We start from the raw sequence: 13,388 nt of genomic DNA on the forward strand, positions 1-13,388 counted from the left end.
AACAAAGAGGTTGACCTTTTATGACCATCACCTCCTTAAACCTTATTAGTAGTCGATATGGAAAGAGGAAAAGTTGCAAATGGAGGAAAAAAGGTAGATCAATTGAATGGGCGTATGAATTCTGCTGGGGAAAGAATTTGACTCCTTTAAAAATATCGAGTTCTATGATTTCTTCTATTGAACCTGATAAAGTACTCGTTGACGCAGCTTTGAAGGCAGTTCCTTTATTATTGGATATTTTTCACCAATGAGCCTCTTATGGTAAATTTTTGCAAATCCCATCACCTTTTAGGGAAAGAATGCTTGGGATTGTTTGTTGGTAAAGAATACCAATAAATACGAAAACGTTTTAATATGGCGTACTTGTTAATACTTGTAGCGCTGACTGACCTAATTCTAATTATTAGCACAACATGTCCTGAAGAATATAGTTACTCGCCACAGGCAAGCACCAGTTATCACAGTAGCCAAGTGAGTGCTAGAGGGGATTGCAGATTTTTGAAGATAAGTGTGAAGGATTTACTGGTTAACAACCAAAAAAAACCCTCCGAAGAGGGTTTTATGTTTTAGCAGATAATTGATATCATTACCTCACAAGCTTTTTCTCATATCTCTCCACTTTATCATTTGGAATAGAACGAAGTAACAAAGCCATCAATAAAATAAATAGTCCAACAACTAATTGAACATTATTTATCCTCCTATTAATGCTAATACCATCTAGATAGTTAAACTCAGGATTGGAGAGATTAAAACAAGCCATTTTTGGATTGTTATCGAAGTAAATATCTTTATAAATTATATACCTATTTGAATATTAAATTCCATTATTTTTAAAAGTATACTGAACTTTCAAGTTATCATTCTATAACTCAATTACATTGATGTCACTCACTTCAACACACTCATATATAAAATATTGAGTGTAAGCATTAAACATAAGGTGTTGATACAAAGAGTAAAATATTATTCCAATTGAAAAAATAATTCCTGCAATTGAAACATACTTGATTAAGTATTTCATTATTTCAGTATTCCTGATGGAGCTTTAATCTTATGTTCTATTTGGTGACCTACTTTAGCAACAACAACCCCAGCAGGACCACCTATTGCACCGGCCATTGCTCCATCAGCGGCTTTATCCAAGGTGTTATCAAAATTAACATTAGTTACTGCTTTCTCTAAACCCTGACCAGCCATTAAATTCTCAGTAACTTGACCAGCCAAATCTCCTAAAGCCCCATCAAGTCCACCACCTGCTGCTCCCGCAAGTATTACTGCTCCTGCAGTTCCACCAGTTGCAACGGTTAAATCAATTGCTGCTCCAGTTATTCCTCCTGTAATAGCTCCTTCAACTGCCCCTCTGGCAATACTTTCCCCTTTAATTGCAGTTTTAACCCCTCCAACTATACCACCTATTAAGGTCCCAATAAATTCGCCATTCGGATCAATAAAAATCACAGGATTATTGGATACGTAATTATAAGGACTTAGTGAATAATAATCTTCTGCTTTTCTTTCTATACCATTCCATTTGCCTATGGTCGGATCATACATTCTGGCCCCATAGTCATACCAGTCTAAATCAAACTCCTTATTTAGCTCTTTACCATTATATAGGAAGTTATTGGGCTTACTCAGCGGAGCCGTTGAACTGAGCGCACAAATGTTTAATCCGAAGGGATAGTAATGATCTTCCTCTAGCACCTTGCTTTTGGTATGGGTTATGGTAAAGTCATCGAAGTACACGTTCAGGTTGTAGACCGTTTCGTTGGAGACGTACACATCCCTCTGGTCATATGGAATTTCTATAACGTCAGAACCAAACTTCATATATATCTTCTTCTGTTCGAAAATTATACTATTAATCTTCTTGATTACCACTCCTTTCTTCAATCTTTTTATTCATCTCCTTTGATTAGGTACTCGCCAAAGGCAAGCTCCAGTTTCAGTAGCGGAAAAGTGAGCACCAGTATAAAACCAACTCCATTGCTGAAGTTGGTTTTATACTATTGTTTGGTCTCAGCCTGACGCTAAGACCAGGGGGGCACCAGTGGGTTGCTTTAGTGAATGGGCTCACCAAATAGCAAAAGGTTTCAATATTCACTTACCTTGCCCTGGCCATCTCCAACAAGCGCATGAAAGAAAGCCTACAGAACATCATCCAGCAATAAAAGATCCTGACTGTAAACCCAGGGTTTTTAAATATTAGTAGCCTTTAAGCTGTTTTAAAACCTTATCAGGCAACTTTTTGTAAGTCAGGTACTTGTACTTACCACCTGGCCGTTTGCTATATTGTGCTTTACCTACCTGCTTTCCTTCATCCCATTCAGCCTGGTACATTATATCTCCGTTAGAAAACCAAATAGTAACCTCCCCATCTAGCTCTCGATTTACGGAAGGTCTTTCAACTCGCTTTTGACCATTCTCATACCATTCCTGATATAAGCCTGGTATTCTCCTAACCTTGATAAGCCTGTTTTCAGACCAAGCCTCGTAAACTAAAAACCCTCCTTCCTCTGAATACTCTTCTCTTGTCCGCAAAACGCCATTGCGGTAATAAGTACTCTTTTGCCTCAATCTCCCTTGTTCATAACTGGCAGATTCAAAAAGATTCCCTGATATATCATAACTAAGAAAATCACCATGCTTAACAAAGTTCGAGTACTTTCCTTTTTTGGCGACTAAGCTATCCTCTCCTATATAAAACTGAACCCAATTACCATCACTTAAAGAGTCAGGAAAAAACAAAAAGTCCATCCCAGAATAATCTATCGGCTCTTCTTTTGGAAGAATAATAGGGTACACTTTAAAAGTGTCCGACCCAATGATGATTTCGGACGTTTTTTTATTCTGAGCATTGGACAAAAAATGCGACAACAACAATAAAACCAACACACATATCCTTTTCATCATCCACCTCCTTTTCTTGCTTTATTGTTTCTCCTTAGGTTATTCCTACTTCTACCGTTAAAACGCTGATTGTATACCGCTCATTTCTTCAATCCTTTTATTCATCTCATTTGATTAGGTACTCGCCAAAGGCAAGCACCAGTTACCGCAGTGGCCAAGTGAGCGCCAGTAGAAAAACCAACTCCATTGCTGAAGTTGGTTTTATACTATTGTTTGGTCTCAGCCTGACGCTAAGACCAGTGGGTTGACATCACATTCCATAAGGGAACTTTATTGGTATAATCACTTCAGAACTAAATGGCTTACCACGTTTGTTAGCAGGAAGCCATTTAGGCATATCCTCAACTAGCCGAATAGCTTCTTTGTCACATGATTCGCACAAACCTCTAATTACACTTACACCTGATATTTCACCTTCTTTACCAACAATAAACTTCACATACACCTTACCTTCAATAGATAATTGGCCTTGTTTCCAACTAAAGTTTTCTCGTAAGTAATTATCAAGCCCATCTTTCCCAGATGGGAAACTTGCCTCACTTATGTCAACTTTTGCACAGCCAAAGAGAATAACCGTCAAAATAGTCGAGGTAAAAAAAGCTTTATACCATCTATTCATTGTTCTCTCTTTCATCATAGTTTTTCGCTGCTTCTGCCATCACGTTGAGTATTTGGGCTGTCAAATCTTTATCATCACTGCCGCCATGATCAGGGTCTTTACCTAAAATAAAGAAAAGCGCGTGACCATAAGCTTCATGAGTGTTATACCTCGCTTTGTCCTTATCTGTAGCACTTGGGTTGACAATAATCATAATATCACCATTAACTGCACCCCTTCCATCTCCGTCTTCTTCATTTTCTCCTCCTGGTAAAATGGTAATTCCAAAAATACCTGCTCCTTCTTTTTCTTTGCTAAATCCAGCTTTTCAGCTTCCTCCTTGATGTAACCAAATTCGAGCATCAGCTCAAACTCACTCCTATAATCAATTTCACTAAATGATTCTGTTTGAGTATTGCCTTCTGAATCTTTAAACTATAAGAATCGGGTATTTCAATATGAGTGGTACGATCATCATTAACCAAAGTTTGCAAAGCTTGAAACGTACTACTTTCGGATTTACGCTGATTAATGAGGTTTTTATCAATCATTCCATTTTTATCAAGTTGGACGTACGCAGCATCTTCAGCTGATAGAGTATTAGCAATCATTTTTAATGCTGCTCTATTTGCTGGTTTAACTTCTCGTCCATCAGGATCAACAAAAATGATCGGATTATTTAACGAATAATTATACGGACTTACAGTAACAAATTTATCAGCTTTAATATCAATACCATTCCATTTGCCTATGGTCGGATCATACATTCTGGCCCCATAGTCATACCAGTCTAAATCAAACTCCTTATTTAGCTCTTTACCATTATATAGGAAGTTATTGGGCTTACTCAGCGGAGCCGTTGAACTGAGCGCAGAAATGTTTAATCCGAATGGATAATTGTGATCTTCCTGCAGCACCTTGCTTTTGGTATGGGTTATGGTAAAATCATCGAAGTACACGTTCAGGTCGTAGGCCGTTTCGTTGGAGACGTACACATCACTCTGGTCATCTGGACTTTCTATAATATCAGAACCAAACTTCATATATATCTCCTTCTGTTCGAAAATCAAACTATTAATCTTCTTGATTACCACTCCTTTCTTCAATCTTTTTATTCATCTCATTTGATTAGGTACTCGCCACAGGCAAGCACCGGTTACCGCAGTGGCCAAGTGAGGGCCAGAGGGCGACTAGCCTGTAATGTATAGATACACCCAATTTGGCAATTATTAAAATTCAATTCCACCAGAAACAAGCAAACCAAGTAACTCTAATTCAACACCTTCCTTAATTTATTTTTACATTTTTTTATTACAGTAGTTTATTTGAATAGTATATTTTAAATTGATAAAATACTTTTCTGATTAACCGGATAATTATTTTTTAAAAATTTCTGATATGTCAAAACCAATTCTTATTACTAACCCACTGTTACGCAATCTTTTAAACTTTACGGAGGAAATAAAAACGCAGCTCCCAGAACCTGAATCTCAAATTGTAACCGGAAACGGTGATTGGGCTGTTCAAACCAGCTATACCCTGCATTGTATGGTTTTCAACCGAAGGTTTCAAGAAAGGCCATGGCTAATCGTTTATTGCAGAAGCCAGGATGATGTTCAAAACACCTATAAATGTGCAATCAAGAATCACCTTCCCATTAGAATTAAAGCCGGTGGTCATGATCACGAAGCTGAATGTACTGGCACCAACACCATTTTGATTGATGTTTCTCAAATGGATGATGTAGATGTAGACACTACAACAAAAATTGCCAGAATTCAGCCAGGTAATATTTTCAAAAAACTTACTACTGATTTAGCAAAAGAGGATGTTATGATACCTCACGGAACCTGTGCCACGGTTGGTATTTCTGGTTTTGTAATGGGAGGCGGCTGGGGCCCTTGGACTCGTAAATACGGAATGTGTTGCGAACGTTTGGTTGGTGCCGACCTCGTTTTAGGCGATGGCTCAACAACGTCTGTAGATGTTGAAAATGGCGAAGTACCCCGCCTTTTATGGGCTTTGCGTGGTGGTGGTGGAATGAGTTATGGGCTCGTTACAGAGTTCAGAATTCAAACTTTCGATTTGCCAAAGACTTTGATTCGTTTCTCTATTACTTGGAATCCATACGAAAATAATTTTGATGATTTCCCCACCCACGTTTACCCTACAATTCAAGTTTTAAAAGCATGGGAACGGGTTATTTGCTCCAAAGAAACCAGCCAATTAATAGGAACCAACCTACAGGTAAATGGGCAACCGGCCAAAGGCGATTTCGACATGAATCATGTGTATCACAATGCGAAAATGTATGGCTATTGGGAAGGTGAAGAAGATGAGATGGTAGAATGCCTAAAGGAATGGTTTGCTGAAGTGCCCGATTATGTGTTGGATATTAATGAAAATCATGGTGGAACAGGTGCTGATAACGACATTCCTTATGGTGATAAATTAATGAGTAATTGGGCGAGAGAATCGCACAACAAGATTTTAGAAGAATTGCATAAAAAGGGCAAATCGTTACCCGTGAGTGATGACCGAGCAAACCTTATTGCGGAAGGAAAACCACTTCCTCCTGATTACGATGATCCAGCACCACACAAAATCACCAGCCGTTTGGTTGATCATGAAGGTTTAAATGGAGAGGGTTATAAAGCACTATTAGAAAGCCTCACTTCTCCCCTTATTTTAGAAGGAAACCGAAAACTCGGATTGTTTACCTATGTAACCTTAGGCGCAATAGTTGGCGATTATTATATGGCCAACCCTGAGGGTGGAGATAGTGCTTTCCCTTATAAGGACAAACTGTACACCATACAATATCAGACTTGGTGGAATACCGAACTTTTTCAGAAGCTTATTGGCCAAGACAGTTTTGTAAATGACAGAACCAATAGGGCTTTAGACTGGATGGAAGTAGCTCGGGATTATGATATTCCAAAAACCTCTGGCGCTTTTATCAGCTTTAAGGATAGTTCTATTCCTACCAAAACTTACTTTGCTCAGAATTATGAAGAGTTGATTCAAATTAAAGAGGAATACTCACTAGATCCATTAAACCATTTCAGGATTAGAAAGAGTATTATCTAACGTAATCGTAAGTTCAAATTACTTAGCCCATGCATTTAGTGTGGGCTATTTTTTATCTATTTCGCAGTCTTCTATATCACCCAAAAATAAAAGCCCCAGAATTATCTGAGGCTTTAAAATCTACCTATTACAATCTCAAGGGTGCGTTCTTTACCCTTGATTTCCTTAATGCTTTTGATTTACTATTAAGCAATCCACATGATTGTGTAACCAAAGCATGCTTACCGGAAACTCCGTAGTAAGTTGTTCCGAAAGCAGCGTTTGAATGGCTTCTTCTTTCCCTGAACCATAAATAATCAGAAGAATTCGTTTGGCCGAAAGAATGTCCTTTATGCCGAGAGTCATGCCGTAAGTGGGTTTTTCATCCATATCAGCTACCATACCATGGTGTTTCGATGCTTCAGAAAGTTCAGCCACATGGCAATGCAGCTTTAAAGCTTGTGCGGGTTCGTTAAAACCAATATGTCCATTCTTGCCCAGGCCCAAAATACAAAGGTCGATGGTTTGGCTATCGATGATGGACTGAACCCTTTTACATTCTTCATCGGCATTTTCAGGCTTTGTTTGAAAGCCTTCATAGCGATCGTTAGAAATCGCCAAAGGCTCAATTACATGCTTTTGAAGATAATATTCGCAAGAGCCAGAATGCGTAGCAGAAAGGCCTCCCCATTCATCCAACTTCAGAATGCGTAGCTGGCTAAAGGTTTGCTTTTGAGTTTTATAAGCTTCGGCCAAGTAAGCATAAAGTCCAGTAGGCGAATTGCCTGTTGCTGCGCAAAGCAAAAGGTCCCTTTTTCTTTCAATTTCTTCCAAAACCCATTGAGCAGCCGTTTGGCTCATGGCTTCATAACTATCAAAATGTTGAATGCGCATTAGGCCCAAGCGTTTTCATTGTTGTAAGGCAAACAGCCATCGTAACGGCCAGGAACCGGGTTGTAGCGTAAGGCTTTGGTTGTTCCAGGTTCTGAAGTGAAATAACCCCATATGGTCAGTTCTTTCATCATTCTATAGAAGTGAGGCTGACCAGAGCTTTGCCCTGCCCTAGCCTCTTGATCGAATTTGGAGAGCAATTCGAACTTCTGTTGTGGTGATATTTGTATAAACTCTTTGTCGTATTCTTTTTTGGAAGCTTGGTTCAATTCAGCAATTCCGTTTTTGAAAATCTTGGCTTCAGTTTCATCATAACAATCGTTCACCATGGTTTTCATAAAATCACCAATATGAGCCGCTTTGGCTCCTGGGGAAAGATCTGAGTTTGGTAAAATGGTTTCGCCCACTTCGTCCAGTAAAGCCACATCACTATCTTCTATCTTCAAGCTTTGCACTTTTTGAGCCGGAGAACAGCCCGTAAGAAAGGCTTGCGAGCCGATTAAAGCAGCTCCAAAAAAGGTAGCCGTTAAACCTAATGCTTCTCTTCTTTCCATAATCTTTCCCTTTGATTTAATTTAGAACCATGTCTATTTCTTCCAGCCTTTGTATGGCTTGTCTACCGTTGGCTTGAAAGGCATCATCACCTTTTTACCTGTTCCGGCCAACTCATAAGCTGCGTAAATAACTTCCAAGACTGCTTTTCCGTCTTCGCCTGTTACCAAAGGTTGTTTGTCGTTTTTAACGCAGTCCACAAAATGTGCGAACTCTTGAGGGAAACCATAATTCCAGTTTTCCTCATACATAGTATAACTCCAACCGATTGTGTTGCCGGCCTTTTCAACCGCATAACCAACACCTTTATTGCTATATGTTTGAATAGAATTACCCTGAAGCACATCTGCATAAGCCACACCTTCCGAACCGTGGATTTCGGCTCTATCGTCCATTCCTCCCAGTTTAGTCCAGCTTTCTTCCATCATAGCCACAACGCCATCTTCAAATTCGATAATCACAATGGAGTTATCATCTCCTTTGGTTTTATCGGCATGAACACCCGTCATCATTTGTGCATAAACCGACTTTATGGCCTTGCCCGGATGCAGCCATCTGAAAAATTGAATTCCGTGGCAACCCATATCCATGGTTACGCCACCGCCTGAACGTTCCACATCCCAAAAGTGATCAGCATGCGGGCCATCATGCTTTTCTGATTGCTTGAAAAGAACGGGTTTTCCTAGTGCACCTTCATCGAGCAGAGCTTTCAAACGCACGTACTTTGGCGTGAAGCAAAGTTCTTCAGCATACATCAACTTTACATTGGCTTCTTTGCAGGCATTAATCATCAAATCAGCTTCTTCCAAATTCATACATAGCGGCTTTTCCACCACTACGTGTTTGCCCGCTTTGGCTATTTTTAGTGTAATATCACAGTGCAAATAATTAGGAGCGCCAATCACAACCATATCAATTTCTGGCATGGCCAGCATATCGTCAAGGTTGGTGAAGTGATTCGGAATATTGAAGCGTTCTGCAAATTTTTGAGCGTTACCTTCGGTTGGCGACATTACCGCCAATATTTCGGCATCAGCCACATGCTTTAATGATTCTGCGTGAATACTCGATATGAATTGAGAGCCAATCAGGCCTACTCCAACTTTTTTATCCATGGTGTTTTTCAATTTGATTACAATACTCCATTCTTGAATTGCTCAGCCGCATAGTTGGCAGCGCGAGCTGTTAGGGCCATATAAAGAATTGAAGGACTTTGATTTCCTGTGCTTGCCATGCAGGCACCATCCGTTACAAAAACATTCTTACAGGCATGCAATTGGTTATGTTCGTTCAACATAGAAGTTGCCGGATCAGCACCCATTCTTGCGCCTCCCATTTCGTGAATATCCAAACCTGGTGCCTGATGATTATCGTAGGTTTCAATCTCTTCACAGCCCATTTTCTCAAGCATTTTACGACTTTCCTGTAAGAAATCCTTGATCATTTTCTCATCATTATCGTCATATCCTACATCGGTAACGAGCAATGGAATTCCCCAATCATCAGTTTTATCGGGACTCAAATAAACGCGGTTACTTGGCTTAGGAATGGTTTCTCCCTGCATGTACATATACACGCGCCAATCGCCAGGCTTACTTAATTTATGCTTAAAGTCAGTACCCAATTGAGGCTCATTTTCAGCAACTTGATCGGCTCTGTTTCTATAACCTCCTGTGAAAATTGTATAGCCTCCCACAAAATCTGTGTCTTGCTCTTTTAGATTTCTGTAGTTAGCGATGATGCATTCAGAAGGATTTCTTCCGTAGAAGTATTTATCCTGAAAACCGGGCATCTTTCCTCCTGCTCCCGCTCTATAAATATGAAAGCTGACATATCTACCCAAAATATCATGGTCGTTGCCCAAGCCATTTGGAAAACGATCGGATTTAGAATTGAGCAGAATTAGAGTACTGTTTAAAGCCGAAGCATTTACGAAAATGATACGGGCCTTATAAACGATTTCTTCTTTGGTATTTGCATCGATAATTTTTACACCAGAAGCTTTACCTGTAGCTTCATCGTATACAATCGAATGCACAACTGAAAATGGTCTTACAGTAAGGTTCCCGGTCTTCTCCGCCCAAGGCAAAGTGGAAGTATTTGAGCTAAAATAGCCTCCGTAGGGGCAGCCACGCATACATAGATTTCTGCATTGACATTTGCCCCTACCTTGGTCTAAATGTATTTGGTTCGGTTCGCTGATGTGAGCCCAGCGCCCTTGAACCAAATAGCGGTCTGGAAAGTGCGTCTTTAGGGTATCCTGCATGTGTTGTTCCACGCAGTTGAGGTCATAAGGAGGCAAGAATTCTCCATCGGGCATGGCTTCTATGCCATCCTTATTTCCACAAACCCCAATAAATTTTTCAACATGGCTGTACCAAGGTGCTACATCATTATAGCCAATTGGCCAGCCAATACCATAACCATATTTTTGAGGAGCTTTGAATTCATAATCGCTCCAACGCTGACAAGCTCGTCCCCAAATCAGGGATTTCCCCCTACTTGATAGCCTCTGATCCATTCAAAAGGTTTTTCTTGAACATAGGGGTGATCGGAATCTTTGATAAAGAAGTGAGCGGTATCTTCTCCAAAACCTGCTGCTTTAGATATCAGTGGATTTTCATCGTAGAATTCTTTGGTCATTCGGCCTCGGTGTTTGAATTCCCAAGGTTTCATCATTGCAGTTGGGTAGTCTTTGATGTGTTTTACATCTCTTCCTCGTTCTAAAACCAAGGCTTTAAGCCCCTTTTCGCAAAGCTCTTTGGCTGCCCATCCTCCAGAAATTCCCGATCCAATAACAATGGCGTCAAACTGATTTTCCATTTCTTCTCCTTCTTTAGCAAAAAACTTAATCCAATTCTGATAAGCTGGTCACTCCTTTTTTCTTCGGAACCCATTGACCGTCAATTCCTCCCATAGCATTTAAGCTAGAGGTTCCGCAGGTAAGGGCTAGCTCCATACATTCCTTCACAGATTGCCCTTGGAGCCAGCCGAATACAAAACCAGCACAAAAATTATCACCAGCGCCTGTGGTATCTTTAATCACCAAATGGTGTAAAAGTCTTTCCGGTATTGTGTATTGTTTTGAACCCTTTTTATCGAAAACCTTCGCACCTTTTTCTCCCATTTTAATCACTACTAAATCGCAATGATTGCTGAGCCAAAGCCCTGCTTCTTTTATGCTTGATTGGCCAGAAATATGCATGGCTTCCTGCTCGTTAGGCACGAAAACGTCTACAAATGGTAATATAGGATGCACCTCCTGCCAGTTGCCTTCGGGAGCCCAGTTGGTATCCAAAGAAACCGTTCCACCATTCATCTTGAATTCTTTGATCACCGTAGCCCAGTCGTCAATCAAATGACTGAGCAAGTAAAACCCACAGATATGAATGTGTTTGGCGTTCTGGAAAACTCCCGAAGAAAGTACTCTGGACATTGTTATACTTTCCATCGCACCGGCATAAGTAAGCATGGCCCGATCTTGATTTTTGATTAAACCAAGGCCAAGCGAAGTTTTTACATCAGGTACTTTGTAAAGGAAATTGGTTTCAATCCCTGATTCGTGTAACTGATTATGAAGCATTTCACCAAATGCATCATTTCCAATCAGGCCATAGAAGGCAGGTTTCCCTCCCAGTTTAGCAAATTGAGAAGCGAATATGGCGGCAGAGCCACCTAAGCCAAGGTGATAGTCATCTACAAACTTTTCTACCTGACCAAATTCTGGTGCCTCGTTTCCTGAAACAAGTAAATCGATACACAGATCGGCAACTATGGCCAAATCGTATTTCATTTACCCAGTGGTTTAATGCTTACTTCTTTGAAAACAATTACATCGTCACCACCGTGATTTTGCAAACCGAAATATCCTTTTTTCGGCCTTGGACCTCTGTCTGGCTCGTAGTCCAATTTCTTTTCTGGCACTTCATCACCTTCAGAAAAATCAGTGACCATAACCCCATTTACGGTAACCATTGTACGTTTTCCGTCTAGGGTTATGATCATCTCATTCCAGGTGTTAGGTTTGCCAGGAGCCGCCTTGGCCTTCGTTAAAGAATAAAGGACGCCCGTTTTATGGTATTCATCTTCACGATCGTCAATCTGCACTTCATACCCCTTATTTACGGGCATCCAGGCTTCAGTTGGTTTCTCTGGGATGCGTATAAACACTCCCGCATTATTTTTATCAGCGCCTTTATAAACAATTTTGATTTGCACGTTTCCGAGCTTTTTGGGCGTGTAGTATAAGAGTCCCATGCCTCCTTTAGTCTTCAGCATGCCATCCTCAATTTCGAAGGAACCATCGCCCACATGTTCCCAATTGGTAAAATCCTTACCGTTAAAAAGAGGTTTCCATTCTTGCGCTTGAGCACAAACCAGAACGGACATTAAAAGGCTTGTAAGTAATACTCTCATAATTTCCATATTGATGCTTATCAAATATCTTCATATACAATCAGCTTCTTTTTGTAAATTCCTCCATAATTCTTGTAAGATCGTATTGAACTAGCATGATAAACCAACTTGATCTAAAACGCTTTTATTTTGAACTGAATGACCAAAAACCCATTCAAATCATTGTAAATCAACACGGAAGAGATGATGAAGGATGGTTTGACATGCATTATGAGCTTGAGCTGGGAGTTATCACCAAAGGCAGAATGAAGCGGGAATTCTTTGGGCATGAAATGGAAATTGGTGCTGGCGAGGTTTGGCTTTGCAATATGTGGGAACCACATGGTTTTGAAATTTCTGAAGCCCCTTGCGAAGTCGTGGTTTTTGTTATTGACCCAAGGTATTTAGCGCATAATCAATTTTTGAATCAAGATGTGATGGCCGCTTTTTTGGCACATCCTAATCATCGACCACAAGCTTCTGAAAAGGTAAAAGCTGAGGTTTTAGAATTGGCAAACAAGGTGAATCAGCATTTGAACAAGCACGGAGAAGTAGATTGGGCTAAACTCTATCTGTTCCAAATCCTACTCTTGCTTATGGAAGGTTGGAAGGTGCCTGAGAAGCAAGAAGAACGTCTTTCAAAAGAGTCAATTCATGAGGCTTTAAAGCTCATTTTTGATGAAAGAAGACTGATCACTACTGAAGAAGCCGCTTCTGTTTGCCATATGTCGGTAACGAATTTCAGAAAGCAATTCAAAGATTTAATGGGCGCTACTTTTTCTGAATTTGCATTGCAGTATCGTGTAAAAGGAGCTGCCGCTCAACTCAAAAACTCCGAACTTACCCAAGAAGCCGTAGCCATCAATTGGGGATTTACAGATGCCAGCCACCTTCACAAATATCTGAATCGCAGTTAGTGAAGTGGACATTTTAGAATTGGTATTACACTCTATTTGTAGAAACCTGTTTT

Annotated in this window: 13 protein-coding genes and 1 pseudogene; 2 read left to right on the plus strand and 12 right to left on the minus strand. The window is 40.2% G+C overall.

All coding sequences use genetic code 11. From position 1 onward, the window contains the following. Positions 1 to 1,023 precede the first annotated feature (1,023 nt). The 6 genes from ACXACJ_RS08085 to ACXACJ_RS08110 form a co-directional block, all read right to left on the minus strand. Positions 1,024 to 1,896 (minus strand): RHS repeat domain-containing protein, encoded by an 873-nt coding sequence (locus tag ACXACJ_RS08085; protein WP_475133846.1) that lies wholly within the window; start codon positions 1,894 to 1,896, stop codon positions 1,024 to 1,026. A gap of 312 nt (positions 1,897 to 2,208) precedes the next feature. Continuing rightward, on the minus strand, positions 2,209 to 2,916 hold the full coding sequence (locus tag ACXACJ_RS08090) for a toxin-antitoxin system YwqK family antitoxin (RefSeq protein WP_475133847.1): 708 nt from the start codon (positions 2,914 to 2,916) through the stop codon (positions 2,209 to 2,211). A gap of 247 nt (positions 2,917 to 3,163) precedes the next feature. Next, positions 3,164 to 3,532: an energy transducer TonB gene (locus ACXACJ_RS08095; protein ID WP_475133848.1), complete on the minus strand. Its 369-nt coding sequence runs from the start codon at positions 3,530 to 3,532 to the stop codon at positions 3,164 to 3,166. Next, positions 3,525 to 3,725 (minus strand): hypothetical protein, encoded by a 201-nt coding sequence (locus tag ACXACJ_RS08100; RefSeq protein WP_475133849.1) that lies wholly within the window; start codon positions 3,723 to 3,725, stop codon positions 3,525 to 3,527. The genes ACXACJ_RS08095 and ACXACJ_RS08100 overlap by 8 nt, the downstream gene beginning before the upstream one ends. Continuing rightward, positions 3,722 to 3,874 (minus strand): hypothetical protein, encoded by a 153-nt coding sequence (locus tag ACXACJ_RS08105; protein ID WP_475133850.1) that lies wholly within the window; start codon positions 3,872 to 3,874, stop codon positions 3,722 to 3,724. The genes ACXACJ_RS08100 and ACXACJ_RS08105 overlap by 4 nt, the downstream gene beginning before the upstream one ends. Continuing rightward, positions 3,874 to 4,617, minus strand: coding sequence for an RHS repeat domain-containing protein (locus ACXACJ_RS08110; RefSeq protein WP_475133851.1), 744 nt, complete (start codon positions 4,615 to 4,617; stop codon positions 3,874 to 3,876). Before ACXACJ_RS08110 ends, ACXACJ_RS08105 begins: the two co-directional genes overlap by 1 nt. A 292-nt stretch (positions 4,618 to 4,909) precedes the next feature. Between ACXACJ_RS08110 and ACXACJ_RS08115 the strand changes: the two genes are divergently transcribed. Then, complete coding sequence (locus ACXACJ_RS08115) at positions 4,910 to 6,601, plus strand: FAD-binding oxidoreductase (protein WP_475133852.1); 1,692 nt, start codon at positions 4,910 to 4,912, stop codon at positions 6,599 to 6,601. A gap of 165 nt (positions 6,602 to 6,766) precedes the next feature. On the opposite strand, the gene ACXACJ_RS08120 is transcribed toward ACXACJ_RS08115, so the two are convergent. From ACXACJ_RS08120 to ACXACJ_RS08145, 6 genes and pseudogenes are all read right to left on the minus strand, one after another. Next, positions 6,767 to 7,474 (minus strand): galactosamine-6-phosphate isomerase, encoded by a 708-nt coding sequence (locus tag ACXACJ_RS08120; protein ID WP_475133853.1) that lies wholly within the window; start codon positions 7,472 to 7,474, stop codon positions 6,767 to 6,769. After that, positions 7,474 to 8,025 (minus strand): gluconate 2-dehydrogenase subunit 3 family protein, encoded by a 552-nt coding sequence (locus tag ACXACJ_RS08125; RefSeq protein WP_475133854.1) that lies wholly within the window; start codon positions 8,023 to 8,025, stop codon positions 7,474 to 7,476. The genes ACXACJ_RS08120 and ACXACJ_RS08125 overlap by 1 nt, the downstream gene beginning before the upstream one ends. A gap of 33 nt (positions 8,026 to 8,058) precedes the next feature. Beyond that, complete coding sequence (locus ACXACJ_RS08130) at positions 8,059 to 9,138, minus strand: Gfo/Idh/MocA family protein (protein WP_475133855.1); 1,080 nt, start codon at positions 9,136 to 9,138, stop codon at positions 8,059 to 8,061. A 17-nt stretch (positions 9,139 to 9,155) separates the two neighbouring features. Continuing rightward, positions 9,156 to 10,846: pseudogene (locus ACXACJ_RS08135) on the minus strand (GMC oxidoreductase). 25 nt (positions 10,847 to 10,871) lie between these two features. Then, complete coding sequence (locus ACXACJ_RS08140) at positions 10,872 to 11,816, minus strand: carbohydrate kinase family protein (RefSeq protein ID WP_475133856.1); 945 nt, start codon at positions 11,814 to 11,816, stop codon at positions 10,872 to 10,874. After that, positions 11,813 to 12,439 carry a 3-keto-disaccharide hydrolase gene (locus ACXACJ_RS08145; protein WP_475133857.1) on the minus strand — a complete coding sequence of 209 codons (627 nt, stop codon included), beginning with the start codon at positions 12,437 to 12,439 and terminating at the stop codon, positions 11,813 to 11,815. Before ACXACJ_RS08145 ends, ACXACJ_RS08140 begins: the two co-directional genes overlap by 4 nt. A 95-nt stretch (positions 12,440 to 12,534) precedes the next feature. On the opposite strand from ACXACJ_RS08145, the gene ACXACJ_RS08150 reads away from it, so the two are divergent. Further along, positions 12,535 to 13,335 carry a helix-turn-helix domain-containing protein gene (locus ACXACJ_RS08150; protein WP_475133858.1) on the plus strand — a complete coding sequence of 267 codons (801 nt, stop codon included), beginning with the start codon at positions 12,535 to 12,537 and terminating at the stop codon, positions 13,333 to 13,335. Positions 13,336 to 13,388 lie beyond the last annotated feature (53 nt).

The sequence above is a fragment of the Roseivirga sp. AWQ4_251 genome (assembly GCF_056158225.1).